The 17001-nt window shown below is 37.5% G+C and carries 14 protein-coding genes and 1 pseudogene; 1 reads left to right on the top strand and 14 read right to left on the bottom strand.

Translation table 11 applies throughout. From position 1 onward, the window contains the following. Nucleotides 1-214 precede the first annotated feature (214 nt). Genes RBU59_RS19950 through RBU59_RS19940 form a run of 3 tightly spaced genes read right to left on the bottom strand, consistent with a single transcriptional unit; the run spans nucleotide 215 to nucleotide 4340 of the window. On the bottom strand, nucleotides 215-661 hold the full coding sequence (locus RBU59_RS19950; RefSeq protein WP_308144233.1) for a MarR family winged helix-turn-helix transcriptional regulator: 447 nt from the start codon (nucleotides 659-661) through the stop codon (nucleotides 215-217). A gap of 41 nt (nucleotides 662-702) precedes the next feature. Continuing rightward, on the bottom strand, nucleotides 703-2562 hold the full coding sequence (locus RBU59_RS19945; RefSeq protein ID WP_308144232.1) for an ABC transporter ATP-binding protein: 1860 nt from the start codon (nucleotides 2560-2562) through the stop codon (nucleotides 703-705). Continuing rightward, a complete protein-coding gene (locus tag RBU59_RS19940; RefSeq protein ID WP_308144231.1) occupies nucleotides 2562-4340 on the bottom strand; it encodes an ABC transporter ATP-binding protein in 1779 nt (592 codons plus the stop codon). The genes RBU59_RS19945 and RBU59_RS19940 overlap by 1 nt, the downstream gene beginning before the upstream one ends. Before the next feature lie 279 nt (nucleotides 4341-4619). Here RBU59_RS19940 and RBU59_RS28825 point away from each other — a divergent pair. Then, a pseudogene (locus RBU59_RS28825) lies at nucleotides 4620-4679 on the top strand (putative holin-like toxin); the annotation flags it as partial. Nucleotides 4680-4822: 143 nt separating this feature from the next. On the opposite strand, the gene RBU59_RS19935 reads toward RBU59_RS28825, so the two are convergent. From RBU59_RS19935 to RBU59_RS19885, 11 genes are all read right to left on the bottom strand, one after another. After that, complete coding sequence (locus tag RBU59_RS19935; RefSeq protein ID WP_308144230.1) at nucleotides 4823-7459, bottom strand: M56 family metallopeptidase; 2637 nt, start codon at nucleotides 7457-7459, stop codon at nucleotides 4823-4825. Further along, complete coding sequence (locus RBU59_RS19930) at nucleotides 7452-7835, bottom strand: BlaI/MecI/CopY family transcriptional regulator (protein WP_308144229.1); 384 nt, start codon at nucleotides 7833-7835, stop codon at nucleotides 7452-7454. Before RBU59_RS19930 ends, RBU59_RS19935 begins: the two co-directional genes overlap by 8 nt. Before the next feature lie 358 nt (nucleotides 7836-8193). Beyond that, nucleotides 8194-9423, bottom strand: coding sequence for a serine/threonine transporter SstT (sstT, locus tag RBU59_RS19925; protein WP_308144228.1), 1230 nt, complete (start codon nucleotides 9421-9423; stop codon nucleotides 8194-8196). An 83-nt stretch (nucleotides 9424-9506) separates the two neighbouring features. Beyond that, nucleotides 9507-10379, bottom strand: coding sequence for an L-serine ammonia-lyase, iron-sulfur-dependent, subunit alpha (gene sdaAA, locus RBU59_RS19920; RefSeq protein WP_308144227.1), 873 nt, complete (start codon nucleotides 10377-10379; stop codon nucleotides 9507-9509). Between the two features lie 104 nt (nucleotides 10380-10483). Beyond that, nucleotides 10484-11146: an L-serine ammonia-lyase, iron-sulfur-dependent subunit beta gene (gene sdaAB, locus RBU59_RS19915; RefSeq protein WP_330698370.1), complete on the bottom strand. Its 663-nt coding sequence runs from the start codon at nucleotides 11144-11146 to the stop codon at nucleotides 10484-10486. 272 nt (nucleotides 11147-11418) lie between these two features. Next, the gene (locus RBU59_RS19910) at nucleotides 11419-12630 is read right to left on the bottom strand and encodes a staygreen family protein (protein ID WP_308144226.1); all 1212 of its coding nucleotides are present in this window, start codon (nucleotides 12628-12630) and stop codon (nucleotides 11419-11421) included. 61 nt (nucleotides 12631-12691) lie between these two features. After that, nucleotides 12692-14353: a DUF4179 domain-containing protein gene (locus tag RBU59_RS19905; protein ID WP_308144225.1), complete on the bottom strand. Its 1662-nt coding sequence runs from the start codon at nucleotides 14351-14353 to the stop codon at nucleotides 12692-12694. Between the two features lie 52 nt (nucleotides 14354-14405). Beyond that, nucleotides 14406-14936, bottom strand: a complete 531-nt coding sequence (locus RBU59_RS19900; protein ID WP_308144224.1) for an RNA polymerase sigma factor — start codon at nucleotides 14934-14936, stop codon at nucleotides 14406-14408. Between the two features lie 220 nt (nucleotides 14937-15156). Further along, the gene (locus RBU59_RS19895; protein WP_308144223.1) at nucleotides 15157-15399 is read right to left on the bottom strand and encodes a hypothetical protein; all 243 of its coding nucleotides are present in this window, start codon (nucleotides 15397-15399) and stop codon (nucleotides 15157-15159) included. Between the two features lie 2 nt (nucleotides 15400-15401). Beyond that, nucleotides 15402-16496, bottom strand: coding sequence for a permease prefix domain 1-containing protein (locus RBU59_RS19890; RefSeq protein WP_308144222.1), 1095 nt, complete (start codon nucleotides 16494-16496; stop codon nucleotides 15402-15404). Then, nucleotides 16489-16839 carry a PadR family transcriptional regulator gene (locus tag RBU59_RS19885; protein WP_330698369.1) on the bottom strand — a complete coding sequence of 117 codons (351 nt, stop codon included), beginning with the start codon at nucleotides 16837-16839 and terminating at the stop codon, nucleotides 16489-16491. The genes RBU59_RS19890 and RBU59_RS19885 overlap by 8 nt, the downstream gene beginning before the upstream one ends. Nucleotides 16840-17001 lie beyond the last annotated feature (162 nt).

The raw sequence follows: 17001 nt of genomic DNA, 5'->3' as shown, positions 1-17001 counted from the left end.
ATTTAATTCTTTAATTCGTGAACAATAACACGCTTCGCGATGCACACAAAACGAGGAGGCAGCGTTCCTACGCTGCAATTCTCCGGTTTTCTGTGACTTTCGCTTCGCTACATTCACAAAAAACACGTCGCGTTGTTGCCTGTGACAGTAATCAAACAGCCGCTACATAACCGAGTATATAACGGCTGTTTGTATTTAAAACAGGAGAACCAGCCTAAAGCTGGTTCTCCTGCGGAAGTTTCTCTTCAAGGTTCTCACATATTTTAATCAGTACAGACCGGAATCTTTCCATATCTTCTTCTGAAATGTCCTTTTGTAAGATATTTTCAAAATCAGTAAACATTTCACGGATATTCAAAGCTTTTTCCCTGCCTTTTTCGGTCAGGCAGATAATTACGGACCGTCGGCTCTCCGGATTCATCTCCCGCTTTAACAGTCCCATCTTTTCCAGATTATCGATATTCCGCGACATCGTGGTGGTATCCATATGACAGCGGCAGGATAGCTCTTTCTGGTTTAAGCGGTCCTCTTTTAAAAGAGTATTTAAGATTCCAGCCTGTCCCTGTCCGGGTGTCAGCCCATTCGCTGACAATACTGGTGAAAGCAGTTGTTTTCTTGCTCTTTCTGCACGGATAAAAAGTTCCCTTATATTACCAATCATCTTGTTTACTCCTTTCCTTATCAGGTACTCTATTAACCTGCTTAATCCAATTCAAATTGACCTGTGTAAAGTTTATAATATAGACCCTTTTGTGTCAACAGTTCTTCGTGATCACCCCGCTCTATTACCTTTCCCTGTTCTAATACCAGAATCGCTTTGGAGCCTCGGACAGTGGACAGTCTGTGGGCAATGACAAATACCGTACGATTTTCCATTAATGTATCCAGACCCTTTTCAATTAATTTCTCTGTCCTGGTATCAATAGAGCTTGTGGCTTCATCCATGACTAATACGGGTGGTTCAGAAATAGCTGCCCTTGCAATGGCTAAAAGTTGTCTCTGACCCTGAGATAAATTAGCCCCGTCACTTTCTAAAATTGTATCATAACCATTTGGCAGCCTTTTTATAAAGGAGTGGGCATTAGCCAGTTTGGCAGCTTTCACAATATCTTCGTCACTTGCCTGAAGTCTTCCGTAACGGATATTATCGGCTATGGTTCCGGTAAATAGATGCGTATCCTGTATGATAAGCGAAATGGAGCGCCTTAAATCCGCTTTTTTGATATCTCTGATATCAATTCCGTCGTAAGTAATCTGACCCTCTGTTATTTCATAAAAACGGTTAATCAGATTGATAATAGTTGTTTTTCCTGCACCGGTAGAACCTACAAATGCAATCTTCTGACCGGGTTTTGCAAACAGATTAATACCGTTTAAAATAACATGTTCATTCGAGTAACCAAATACAACATCAAAAAAACGTACATCTCCTCTTAACGGCACATAGGTAAAACCGTTATCTTCCTTTGGAACTTTCCAGGCAAAATCTCCGGTATAAATATCACTATCAGAAAGGGTGCCGTCAGCTTCTTTCCTGACTTTTTTTAAAGTGATTTTACCTTCATCAATTTCATGCTCCTCCTCCATCATAGTAAATATCTTCTCCGCACTGGCCAAAGCCACCATCAGGAAATTAATTTGTATCGTAAACTGATTCATGGGCATAGCGCTTTGTCTGACATAAACCAGATAAGACGCCAATGAACCGATATCCGTCAATCCTGCCAGGGCAAATAATCCTCCGACACAGGCAGAAAGTGCATAATTAATATAGGATAAGGCTACAATGGTGGGAACGGTTTTTCCTGTATAAGTAAAAGCTTTGGTGGAGGCTTCCCTTAATTTTTCATTCAATTCACTGAATTTCTTAAAGTCCTGTGCTTCATGGTTAAAGATTTTCTCAACCTTCTGTCCTGCAACCATCTCCTCAACGTAACCGTTGATGGCTCCCAGATTCTTTTGCTGGGCAGAAAAATACTTTTTACTCATTTTTCCGTTATGGCGGATATATAAAAGCATAATTGCCAGGAATATTATTACGATAATGGATAACTGCCAGCTTAATATAACCAGCATAATAACTGTTCCGACAGAGGTTATAAAGCTTTGTATTACCAGTGTAAAACTATTATTCAGGGCTTCCGATATGGTATCCACATCATTGGTGAAATGACTCATCAATTCACCATGAGTATGGGTATCAAAATAATTTAACGGAAGCTTTTCCGTATGTTCGAACAAATCACTTCTGATCTCTGCTACTACCTGCTGGGAAGTATGAACCATGATTTTATTATATAAAAAACATGCTAAAACCCCTGCAGCATAAATGATCCCCATAATAAATATCATTTTAATCAATCCAGGCATATCACCCGGAATTATGTAGTCATTTATTACCGCTTTTAGAAGATAAGTGCCAAAAATACCGGAAGCTGCACTAATACATACAAATATGGAAATAAGTAATAAAGAGATTTTATGATGTCCCAAATAACGGAGTAATTGAAACAGAGTTTTTTTTGCATTTTTCGGTTTTGCCCGGGTTATCGTTCCTGCCATTATAAATTACCTCCTTGCTGTCCTGAATAATAGATATCCTGATAGATTTCGTTATTGTTCAGCAGGATTTTATGAGTACCGATGGCATTTATTTTACCATCCTCCAGTATAAGAATCTGGTCTGCATCCATAATGGAGGTAATCCTCTGGGCAACTATGATTTTTGTCATACCCGGCAGTTCCTTTAAAAGACCTTCTTTAATCTTTGCTTCCGTTGCCGTATCCACCGCACTGGTGGAGTCATCCAGAATTAATACCTTGGGTGCTTTTAAGATAGCTCTGGCAATACACAGGCGCTGTTTCTGTCCGCCGGATACGTTAACTCCTCCCTGTCCCAGTTCTGTATCATACCCATTATCCAAGCGGTTTATGAACTCATCGACACAGGCAATCCGACAGGCACGCTCTATTTCTTCCATCGTAGCATCTTCCTTGCCCCATAGGAGATTTTCCCTTACCGTGCCGGAGAAAAGGGTGTTCTTTTGGAGCACCATTGCAATGGAATCTCTTAAATGCTTTTGGGTGAATTCATAGATGGGGTGTCCATCAATAAAAATATTACCAGAGCTTGCCTCGTAAAGCCTCGGAATCAGCTGTACCAGAGTACTCTTGGCAGAACCGGTAGGTCCGATAATACCAATGGTCTGCCCGGATTTAATCGTAAAGGAAATATCAGATAATACATACTCACTGGCAGTTTCCTTGTATTTAAAATATACATTTTCAAAGGAGATACTGCCACTCTTTAATGCAAGTGTTTTTGCCGGTTCACTATAAATAGCTCTATCATCCGTGATTGCCCTGTTATCTGCTATGGCCCTGTCATCCGTTATGTCCGGCTCTTCCTTAAGAACTTCCGTGATTCGCTTCCAGGAGGTCAGGGAACGTGTGAATAACAGGAATACGTTAGAAAACATCATAAGGGAATTTAACACCTGCAGAACATAACTTAGGAAACTGGTAAGACTCCCGACTTTCATATCACCGATTACCACAAGATGCCCTCCGAATATAAGAATACTTAAAATCGTACCGTACATAACGAATTGAAATGCAGGCATGTTAAGTACTGCAAGAGAAAATGCCTTTTCTGAATTATTTTTCAGGTTCTGGTTCACTTCTTCAAATTTGGTTATTTCATAGTCTTCTCTGACATAGGCCTTAACCACTCGGATTGCCGCCAGATTCTCCTGAATAATTCGGTTTACATAGTCAACCGCACTCTGCATTTTTATATATAAGGGACGGACATTTTTAACAATAAAGAACAATACAATACCAAGAATCGGTGCTGCTATTAGAAAAACCACCGCAAGTACCGCATTAATACGAAATGACAAAAAAATAGCAATCAGCAGCATCACCGGTGAACGAAATCCCGGTCTCATACCGTTTGTAATGGAATTCTGAATGGTAGTAACATCGCTGGTAAGTCTGGTAACAAGAGATGGGGCGCTGAATTTATCCGTATTGGAAAAAGAATAGGTCTGCATCTTTTGAAACTCGGCAGCCCGGATGGAAGCTCCTATTCCATTCCCGCAGACCGCGGTAAATCTGGCATATAAGTTTCCTAAGAACAATGAAATAACCGCACAGACTGCCATTTGAAAACCTTTTAACAGAATATAGGATCTATCCTGATTAGCAATACCCACATCAATGATATCCGCCATAATCATCGGAATGATCAACTCAAACGCCGTCTCTGCTTCAATACAAATAATGGCCAGTATCAATTCTTTTTTGTAATCCCTGGCATAAGCTAAAAAATTTTTCATATTGTGTTCTCCTAATAGTTGCTAGTGCAATTGTTGCATATGCATTAATTGTAATCGCAACTATTATATTCCTATTACTAATGGAAGTCAAGGAAAGCATGAGAAATGATAAACTTTTAATCTTAATTGGACCTTACCGTCCTCATGGTAACAGGAACAAGCCAAGTAAATCGGCTTGGGATAATCACAATTGCTTGCCTTTCTATTTTACATAGAAAGGAAGTGAGCCTTATGATAACAGTTTCAGATGCTTTATCTTTAATGATAAATTTTGGTTAGTTCATCATAGCGTTACTCACATTTATTGTTGTATTAATAAAAATGCACAATAAAAAATGATTATCCTCCAACTGTCCAAGGTTTAGGATAATCATTTTTTTCTAGACTAAGGGCAAGCATAAGTTTTTAACTTATGTTTCCTGTTACCTATATTATAGCCTCTCTCCATAAATTTTAAAGAGTTTCGGTATTTCAGTTAACAATTAATTATTAATTGCATAAATTCGCAGCCCTTTATCTCCAAACTCATTGAACCAAATCTCACCGTTTCCTATCATAATACCCATGTAATTGCTGAACATATATTTTGTATAGCTATTTGAAATTCTCTCTTTCGTTTCTGCATTCATAATAGCATCATAGTTCTGTTGGAATTCCTCTTTATTACGGATTGATATTTTCGAACCCTTTATCGTTACGTTGATTGGATACTCTATCAGTTCCCCAAGTCCTTTTTTATTATCTTCCATTACATAGGCTTTTATCTTTCTTGCGAATTCTTCAATATCCTCTGTTTTTGTTGTGGTAAAGGAATAACGTTTATCATAGGTATTACCGATAGTATGTGATAACGTAAGGGTAAATGGGAGCTGTATTTTTCTATCCTCTTGCGGATAAGTACAGGTGCCCTCTAACAATTCACCCTCCGAGGTATCAGGCTTTATTTTCCCGTTAAAAGTTATAGTACGCCCTTCATTATATAGAGTAAAAGAAGCTGAACCGGTTTGTATGGTTCCCTGTAGCATAATTTCACCATCAGTTTCCTTTTGTGTTATATAGGAAGCCGCTAATTGTTCTCCGTCTCTATAAATTGCCATACATATATTCTGTGCGCCGATATTCCCTTCAAAAACACTATTATCCATCTCACTTATCACGTTTTCGACCATTTCATTATTCGCATCAGCCGTATCTGCAACTGAACCGGATATTAAGTCAGTCGATTCTGTAACGGGTTGTACCGCGGGTACTTCCGATAATTCAAATTTACCACGATAGTTCACTTGAAACTGAAGAAATGAATCTGTAATTTCCTGGGGCGTTACCCATTCACCTACAATAGCCTTAGGAAGAACCTGTAAATATATGTTACCCTCATCAAAGGAGTATTTCACATTATCACCAAAGGTAATCTCTTTAAATTTTTCTCCCCATTCTTTTTCCAGTGCCGATATATCAACTTCTTCTATTTGTTCCCCTTTTATGAAAAGTTTTAATAAGCCGTTCTCTGTTTTATACGTTACCAGTTGATTCAGTTGGTCCGCCCAGTCCTTAAAGTAATTATCCGACCACCCTCCATTATCTGATTTCTCAAAAACATGTAAATCAAGCAGTGACAAACCAGTCCCTGACGAACTTCTTAAAATCATAGCCAGTTCTTTCTGCCCGTCATTGTCATAGTCTGCATATTGTATCTTGGGAATGTCTCCATAAATGCCCCAATCAATATCAAATACTTGAATTTCATTTCCCTGCCTAATGCAGATTCCATGAAGTCTGTATAGGAAATCATCACGGCTGCTGCCATTTTCCTTTAATCCGTATACATAGATGTTCTCTTTCGTAATGGCACCCAATAATGCTATTCTTTTATCGCTCTTCAAAAAATCATTCATAGTTTTATCACTATTAATCATAGTATCAGGAAGAACCAATCCGTCTGTTATAAGACTTGTTTCTCCATACCATTTAAGTTCATCCGTTCTTTTCGTTTTTATATCTTGTGTCTCATGATCTGAGCTCTCGCCCTGTATAAACTTACCTGATGAATCCTTTACTGCCACTGATCCTAATATAGTTCCGCAGCCTGTAAGCAAAACTGCAATAATGACAGAAAGAAACAACATACCTGAGGTTCGTTTTCTATACTTCATAATACTAATCAACCTTTCTTTTAATTCTTTCTTTTCCTCACATAAGGTTGTCGCAAGAATCCCTGCAGACATCCGTTTCCCGGCAGCCATAATAAGAAGCGTTTCTCCATAACTTTGCTTTTGTGTCGCATTCATATCTTTAATTACTGCCTCATCACAGGACAGTTCACAGGAACGGGATATCTGACGCCGAATCGGTATCATAAATGGGTTGAACCAATGCAGTGATGTAACAACTACAGTGAACCATTTATAAATCAGGTCTTTTCGTTTATAATGCATCAATTCATGGTATAGTATATTCTTAAGTTCCGTCTGTTTCCCATTCTTAACATAATCTGACCCCGGTATCACAATACAAGGTGATAGAATTCCAATAAGCATTGGTGTACTGACATAGCTGTTATATTTAAGCCCTACCTTCTTACTGCTGCATAAATTATGTAATACGGTAACATCCTCCTGATCCGGATCCGAATTCGTATCTTTTATTTTTAATTTAAAATAAATATAAGATACAACGCAGAACATCAATGTTATAATGGAACCGGTCAGCCAAATAACCACAAGGATATTCTGCACGGAAATATTCCCCTTGTTCTTAACCGCAGTATTAACCTGATTTTTTTTCCCTGTTATAATATGCTGTGGTTTTTCACCGGATACACTTTTTTCTGTTCCCTTTAACTGTGTCATTTTCTCAGTATCATTATGTACCACCTTGTTGTCTATCGTTTTCGTATTTATACTATGCGGATTTACAGATACCTTGGTAAATAATTGATTCATAAAACTTTGCTCAACTGAAAATGGTAATATAAGCCTTAATAATACTAAAATCCATATATAATATGCACCTGCTTTTGATACATGTTTCATAAAGATTGGTTTACCGATTAATAAGAAAAGGGCCATAAGGGAACCTGATATTGAAAGTGATAATACAATCAGTATAAAATCATTCATTCTTATCACCTACCTTAAACATATCTTTTAGTTCTTTAATATCCGCTTGTGACAGCTTATTACTTGAAACTAACGATGCGATTAAATTTTTAGCATTTCCTTGATATAGCTTGTTAAGTAATGTTTGCGTTGTATATTCCTCATATTCTTCTCTCGATACCAGCGGAGTATAATAATAGACATCTCTCTTCTCCTGTTTCAGCACCCCTTTACTATATAATCGACGGAGCAATGTCTTAATCGTTGAATCTTCCCATTCAAAACCGGCTGAAAGTGTTTTCCTTATTTCAGCCAATGTCACAGCTTTTTTTGCACTCCAAAGAACTCGCATTACTTCCAGTTCAGAATCAGAAATCTTCTGTGCCAGCTTATTCATATAGTTTGTCACCTCCAATCATAGGCTACAGATGTAACCTCTATAGTTAGTTTACATCTGTAGCCTGCGATTGTCAAGGCTATTTATTATGAAACTTTCCTCTGAAAAAAAAGCCGTTACTGTTCACTCCCCCTGCAAAAAGCAGTTCCGTGTACAATAACAGACCTCGCGAAGCACACAAAACGAGGAGAAAGCGTTCCTACGCTGCAATACTCCGGTTTTCTGTGACAATATACTCACAAAAAACACGTCACGATGTTGCCTGTGAACAGTAACAGAAAGCCTGCTGCAAAAAAATGCAACAGGCTTTTCGTATATGAGCCGTAATACTTTATTTGTAAGATATTATATCAAATTACTATAACGGAAGAGCTTTTCCGTTTTTCTTCCATAATCTAAACTCTGCTGCAGCTGTGAATAATGCATCTGTAGAAGAATTTAATGCGGTTTCACAGGAATCCTGAATAACACCGATAATAAATCCAATACCAACAACCTGCATTGCAATATCATTAGAGATTCCAAATAAACTGCATGCCAGTGGAATCAACATAAGGGAGCCGCCTGCAACGCCGGAAGTACCTGCTGCCGCTACACTTGCTAATATACTTAATATTATCATGGTCGGTAAATCAACGGAGATACCAAGGGTGTGTACCGCTGCCAGAGACATCGTCGTAATCGTAATGGCCGCACCTGCCATATTAATGGTAGCTCCAAGCGGAATACTTACGGAATAAGTATCCTCATCTAATCCAAGAGATTTGCACAGCTCCATATTCACAGGGATATTCGCTGCCGAACTTCTTGTAAAAAATGCAGTAATCGCACTTTCTCTAAGGCATTTGAATACTAACGGATATGGATTCTGCTTAATAGTAAAGAATACGATCAGCGGATTTAAAATAAGTGCAACACCTAACATACAGCTTACCAGTACAATCAGTAATTTTCCATATGTGGCAAATCCTGCAATACCTGTTTCGGCAACGGTTGTAAATACCAAACCAAGGATACCAAACGGTGCACAGCTGATTACCCATTTTACAACCTGGGAAACTGCATCAGCTATATCTGATAATGTCTTTTTGGTTCCGTCCGAGGTACTCTTAAGTGCAATACCCAAAATAACCGCCCATGACAATACACCAATATAATTGGCATTATACAAAGCTGATACCGGGTTAGTAACTAAATTCATTAGAAGTGTTTTTAATACTTCTGCAATATTGGTTGTAACTTCTGTTCCTGTTACTTCCAGCTCAGCGCTCAATGCTATACTGACAGGCACCAGATTGTTTACTAAAACTGCTATTAAAGCAGATGCTAATGTACCAACACCATAAAGTAAGATAACGCTTTTCATATTACTGCCGGTTCCTGATTTTGCTGACGCAAGGGAAGACATTACGAGAACAAATACCAGTATCGGTGCAATCGCTTTTAATGCACCTACAAACATATTACCCAGAATACCAATCGCTGTAAACTGTGGCATCGTGATCCCTAATATAAGACCAAGCACCATACCTATTAAAATTCTTTGAATCAATCCCAATTTCGTCCATGCTTTAAATATTGATTTCATTTTTCCTCCATTCTATTCACCGTTGGTCTTATTTTTTACCAACTTTAAAAAAGATATTAATTATTTACTGAATAATAATTTTATCATCCGAAAATTTGCTTCATATATTTCTTTGCTGTCGGTGTTGCTGCAAGCCCTCCGTCTGCTGTCTCTTTAAGTGCCGGAATTATACAATCTCCTACTGATTTCATTGCCTGAATGACCTCATCCACCGGAATTTTACTCTCGATTCCCGCCAGTGCTAATTCTGCTGCAACAAAAGCATTCGCAGCTCCCACAGCATTTCGTTTGATACAAGGAATCTCCACTAAACCTGCCACAGGATCACACACAAGGCCAAGTACACTTTTTAGTGAAATAGCACATGCATGTTCCACCATCTCAGGGGTGCCGCCGCATAATTCAACCAACGCTGCCGCCGCCATGGCACTGGCAGATCCACATTCCGCCTGGCATCCTCCCTCTGCTCCTGAGATACTGGCCTTGTTAGCTATTACCATACCAACAGCTGATGCTGTAAACATAGCCATAACTAATTGTTCGTCATCAAGCTTTCTTTCTTCGGCAATGGTCATAAGCACCGCGGGAATAATCCCACAGCTTCCTGCAGTTGGTGCTGCGACAATCTTACCCATACATGCATTATTCTCAGCAGTGGAAAGTGCTTTGGCAAGTGCTTTACCTATAATCGGTCCACTGACAGTTTGTCCCACTTTAACTTTCTGTTCCATCTTATATGCATCACCACCGGATAATCCGCTGGTTGACCGTTTATCTGGATCTAAACCCTCCTTCGTGCTTTTCCGCATTACTTCCAGCATAGTTTTCATGGTATGCTTTAAATCATCTTCATTTTTTTCCATCAGAACTGCCTGATCCTTTAATACTAACTCTGAAATCTTTCTATTCTCCTCTTCCGCTTTTTTGCATATATCTGATATCGAATCGTATTTCATTTACTCCTCCATTCCGGTGTATTATGACGCAAGGGACTGTTTTCTAATCCATCTTCTATTTACTTGGGTGAGAATGTGGATTATTACTTCAGTCATTTGTCATCTTAAATGGCATTTAGAATACTAACAGACTTGATATTTGGAATATCTTGAATTATTTGCTGAATAGATGGTTCAATTCCTCCATCAATTTCTATGGTCATAATTGCTATTCCGCCTTTTTCCTCTCTGCTCAACGAAAACTTATTGATATTTATCCCTTTGTTACCCAGAATATTGCTTACCTTAGCTACCATGCCGGGCATATCCAGATGTGTGATAATAAGTGCTGCTGATTTCCCGGAAATTAATACATCAGCGCCGTTAATCTTATTTATCAAAATATTACCGCCGCCTACGGAAGAACCTCTGACATTAACTCTTCTTCCACTCGCTCCCTCCAGATCGATGTCTACCGTATTAGGATGTACCCCATCCAACTCCAATGTTTCAAAGGTATAATCAAGTCTTTCCCCTTTTGCAATTTCTAAGCTGTTGCAAATCCTGCTATCATCCGTATCCATACCCAGGATACCGGCTATAATTGCTTTATCCGTTCCATGCCCACGGTAAGTCTTAGCAAAAGAACCGGAAAATCCTATCCTGGCCCTAACCGGAGACTCACCTAATACCAGATAGGTGTACTTCCCTATTCGTACCGCTCCCGCCGTATGGGAACTAGACGGACCAATCATAATTGGACCTATAATATCGAAAACCCCCAGCATAATCCGACTCCTTCTAAAGTATTTTAGTAACCCTTTTTAGTTCATAGAAATGCATCAATCCCATCCTTGTAATTTTGCATTAAAGCTTTATTTGTTAAAGGAATTTTATTATACATAACAAACAACTAAAAATCAAATGGATATTGCTGTTAACTAAAAAATACCTATAAAAGTTAATTGTTTACAGGTATTTTTTGTAATTATTATACATTTTATTCAAAACTTAATAAATCTCACCGGAAAAGACTCGTACAAAATCATTCGTATATATTCTATATACCATAACGTTTCTCAGATTCCAAAGCTTGCTTTGGGATGAAATCAGCCCCCGGTGTTAAAGTCAATATATTGACAGTTTCAAATCGTTCACCGTTCCAGCTCATCCGATTTTCTATGTATCCTAATATGTCATCATCCATCTCTCCGATTATGGGCTGAAGGGCAAGCAAATCAAAATACTTCTCCTGCTCACCTGCAATAAAAGGTATTAAAGCGGTTAAAGCTCCTGCCTTGCCAGCAATAGGTTTAATCAACTCGCCTTTCTCGTTGTAATACCGGGATAAGTAATCATAACCTTTATAGCTGATATCCAGGTAGAATATTTTATTCAGCATAACATTTGCAGCACTTACCTTATATAAGTCGTTATATTCAACCCAAAATAGATATTCCGTATTATACCGGTAAGTTTCAAATATCAGATCAAATTCTTCCTCTTTATAGGAGTAAATAAAAGCCTCATACCCACCATCTTCGTTAATTATACTAAATATAAAATCATTAACATTATCCTTAGTAAAATCTCCAAGAAATAAGGCTGGTTTATATCCGGATACCTCTGTTATGATCTCCGTCCCCATCTCCGACTTCCCATATCTAATTTCTATAGTAATATTACTGATATAATCTGAATTTGGAGATTTATCCCCATAAAGGCATATTTTGTCCGGTATACCGTCGCCGGTAACATCACCTATCTTCTCATCAATCAGAACCTTATATTCCATCCTTGAATAAGACTTAAGTCTATCACCGGAGGAGGTTATATCATAGTCTGCAAATGTTCCCCAGTTTTCTGCTTTATTATAATACGGATTTGAATATAAAAAGTAAACTATAATTGGAGACTGATTCATTCCTTGTTCAAAAAAAGACTTGTCACCAAATCGGATCGCTTCCAAAGCCAGCGGTAATTCCCGACGAAATATTTTGTCTCTGATTTCTGCATTTTCCTGTCCAAATTGCCCGTCCACATGTAAGTAGACATAGTATCGTATTTCTTCTTCCACCCAAAGCCATTCTCCTAATACATCATCCCGATTATTGTTAACCTTATCATAGTTAAAATCAGGTCCTATATTTAAGAATAATTCTCCCGTAAGATCCGAATGGGTTAGTGTATACCGTCTCGGAATAACTGGCGATGTCTCTGTTACACCTTCCAAGAATTCTACCGTAAGTTTCTTTGGATCCAGCCTGCTCATACTTACAGCTCCATAAATGTTCAATATAAATATTATATACAGGTTTTCCTATAATGTTCGTTTAATCAGATAATTTTATCTTTGTTTTGTCAATCTCGATTGTTGAAATTTGATTTAAATCGATAACCGCCGGCAAAACAGAGTTAAGGGTATCCTTATCAAATGACAGGTTTTCAAGTATTACTTCCGTATTATTTTTCATAATGATTTTTATCATATTTGGGGCGGCAGCTGAGTTATCTATTTGAAACAGGCTCTCCTTACCTGCATCGGTACTCCCGGAATCGGTTACTGTCTTAAATTGCAGTTGCAACGATATCGGAGAGATTGCAATCCTCTTCAATTTTCTGTTTTCACCATTAATATTTACATTATGAGATACTGTATATTCCCTGGTTGTATCCGAATAATCCAGGTTGAAATCCAGTTTCCAATCACCCTCATACAGGGTATTCTCACCATAAGCCCCAAACGCAAAATAGTAGTCTTTTAGCATATCCTTATCTGATATTCCGCTAAACTGGGCACCACAGGATATAATCTTACCATCCACCATATCTGCCTGGCTGTTGTCGTTACCATTAACCGGCTGGCTGGCATCTACCATACCTGGAATAATTCTGCCGTCTCTTTTATTGACGATGATAATCCCCATATCATTAAAACTATCAAAATTCATAGATTTATTTAATTCAAATCTAACACATAGCTGATTATTGCGGATACCTATATTACTAACTGCTAATTTTGGGTATTTGGTACTGAATGTTGTTTGATTTTCAGTTCTTCTAATACAGTATTTGGGAGTAATGCCGCTCCGCCCTATAATAGCTTCTTCCATGTAGGCATCTCTTTTCCCCCAGTAGGAATCATAATCTATTACATTTTTGATGCCTTTCTTATTCAAATCCTTAAGAAATTTATCCTCTGTTTTATGATACCATAACCTGTCCTCTTCACTGGAATACCTTGCACCCATATAATTAAAATCATCCCGAGATGCTCCTCCGATCTCATTCATAATATCAAATAAACTTTTCCATGATCCTATATCAACCAGATTGTCCGTATTTTTATCTGTCAGATTCGTAAAGGTAAGGCTGACATGGTTAATACGTTCTTTCATAGCAAGGGAATTATGGAGTACAAAGGTAGCCTTACCTGCTTTAGAACCATCGTCAACTCTTGATACATAACAATACTGTCCGAGTGCATTATCATTCGTCTTTAACCATACTTTACTGAAAGATAAATCTTTTACATCATTTTGCTGATTCTTATTGAATGCACTTCCGTCGATTGACTCCACATCAACTGCAATATAGATTGTATGTCTATCACCAACCACACCTCTTGCGGTAAGTTTCAACCCGTTAGCAGTTACCGATGAGCTTACGATGGCACTTGCTTCTTCAATAAATTTATTATCCTCTTTCATGGGAACTGTAGTTAATTTTCCGGATCCCTGACTATTCTTAGGATTACCCAAATCATTGATTTCCTGCTTAGCCGGTTCCCTGAAATACCCTTTAAATAAATCACCAATACTTAATTTTGCTGCAGCTGCAATACCTACGGTAGATAAAAGGATAATAACAACTATGGCTGCAGCCTTATAAATATCTCTGCTTTTTAACGTTATCTTCATTTTATCTACATTTTTATTTTTACTATTTTTATTTTTATTATTTTTAGTAATATAATCATCCTTTGATTGAATCATTGTGATGGTTTCCTGCATGAACTAATCGGATAGCTTAATTTTTTGTATTGCTTTAATATAGTCTTCCTTCTTCATATATACCTTCTCCTTCCATATTCATCTTTAACTTCCTTTTTGCCCTCCTAAGCCAGGAACTTACCGTGTTTTCTTTCGCTGCGAGTAGATTTGCAATCTCAGGTACCGTATATTCCTCAATATAATATAGATAGATAATATTCCGATATTTAGCCGGAAGCTTTTTCAGTTCTTCAAAAATCTGCTTATCCTCTATATCCAGGTAATTGTCCATATAAGGTTCAGATGAAAGGTTTGACTCTGTTAAAGCAATATTTTTTCTATATCTAAAAGATTTAAAATAATCCTTGCACTGGTTAATCGTAACACGAATCAGCCATGCTTTGATATGCTCCTCATCATTATTATTTAATCCACTGATGTTTTTCATCAATTTTAAGAATACTTCCTGGGTAATATCTTCCGCCTCAGACATATTAGCAGTATTCTGATAGGCAATTTGCAATACCATTCTTCCATAATGTGTAAACGTAAGTTTAATAAAATCATTTTCTTCTGAAGATTTCAAAATGCAGTCTCCTTCCTGTATTTTTTCTGTTACAGTAACCTGAAGCAGCCCTGCTCCGGCTATTTTGAAATTACTGTAATGTCCGTGATATCTCTTTCAATAATAATACGATTCAAATTCAGGAAACCGTGCATATTAATTAAAATTTATTATTTTCCTGTCAAAAACAGTCTCAGGATACTCAGCATCATTTATAAATAACTATAAAAAAATCTGGAACTTACTTTTCTCTTTCTATTTTGATAACAAACTGCTTCTTATATGGCACTTCTTTCATAATATTCGTATTGCGGAATATAGAAAGCATAATTCCCAGAACAATAAAATTTATCAGCAGACTGGCTCCCCCATAGGAAACAAAGGGCAGGTTCACCTGAGAGATAATCTGGATACTAAGATTAGAAAGTATATAAATGCCACCTTGTGATGCAAATACCAGGCTGCATCCTAATCCCACAAACATACCTAATGAATTTTCTGATGCATGGAAACACAGATCATATGTACAATTAAGGTTATAAATAAAATAATAATAAACACCCCGGCAGCTATTCCCCACCTACCAAAAATATAGGTCAGTATATAATCATTATTATAACCAGACAAAAAACCCATTGAAATATCAGGGTCAAACCCAAATAATCTTGAATTCCCAATAATTTTCCTTACCTCATTCATCTGGTATCCCCTTTCATACAGCTCTGGGCGAATCATCGTATCAATTTTATTACGAATACCCTCAACCTGATATTGACTAAAAGATAATATTCGTATCAAACCTGCTATTGGTATCCATCCCCATATTATTGCCATCGCTTTCCCCTTGGACGCGCCAAACCAGTTCTTCTTTACGGCAGCTGACAGCATAATGAGGTTTGAGAATATCAAACCCAGGTATACAGACAGGGGCACAATAAATTCTGATATTATCACACAAGCAAATATACTAAACAGCAGACATTTTATAATTCCAACATAACCTTTTTTGCGGTAAGCAAACATAATTCCGCCATACACCGGAATAAATAAGCAACTGTATGCATTTAGATAAGCCATTTGACCATTTATCCAATTACCAAAGGGTGCATAAATCAGAATACCAATTATTAATAAAGACCATATTACTTTTGGATATTTCCCAATGATGGAATAATCCACTAAATAACCCGCCATCATTAATAGTAAGCCTGTAATTAAATAAACAATCTGCTTTTTAATATTCATTTCTAAGACTGGATTTATAGCTCCCAGGGATTTATTAATATGAATCTGAACCAAAATACCAACCAAACACAAAATCAAAGCAGTCAGCGATACTTTCCACTCCAGCCGCGGCTTATGTATTTTATCCATTTGCTTACCTACTTCTAACGGGTCTCCCATCTGCTTTAATGCTGTTATCAATGCCGTATCTTTGTCAAATCCCTCGTTTATATATGACTCTTTCTGGTCATCAATATGTTGGCTTATTTCCTCAGCAATCATATCTCTCGCTTTTTTACAGCGGATCTGACAGGTCATAAGTTCCAGGTAATCCTCTTTCTTATCAAAATCAGTCAAAAGTAACACCCCCTATAACTCCTTTTACAGCCTGGGCATATTCCTGCCATTCTTCACTAATTGCTTTCAAATGCTTACGGCCTTTACCGGTTATACGGTAATATTTTCTTAGCTTAGCACTTTCCAGATCCTCATAAGACTCCAGATAATCTTTTTCTTCTAAAGAATGTAATAACGGATACAGAGTACCTGCTTTTAAATCAAACACATGATTGGAACGCTTACGTAACGTATCAATCATTTCATACCCATACATATCCTTTTCCGATAATAAACTTAAAAGTAACATAGATGTACTGCCGGATAATAAACTTTTATTCTCGAGTATATTAACTCCTTTCATATATAGATAATCTATATATGTCAATAGAAATTAACTGCCCATGTCTTAGTGCAACACGAAACCCCTCAAATAATAAAACAGAACAGAAAGAATAGTTAATGGGTCTATTCTTTCTGTTCTGTCGCTCGTTTTTTCTGCCGTTTAAGCAGTTCTATATACAAT

It is taken from the genome of Anaerocolumna sp. MB42-C2 (assembly GCF_030913705.1).
In the GTDB taxonomy this organism is placed as follows: domain Bacteria; phylum Bacillota; class Clostridia; order Lachnospirales; family Lachnospiraceae; genus Anaerocolumna.
The sequence above is the reverse complement of the archived record's forward strand: the minus strand, read 5'-3'. Positions and strand labels throughout refer to the sequence as shown.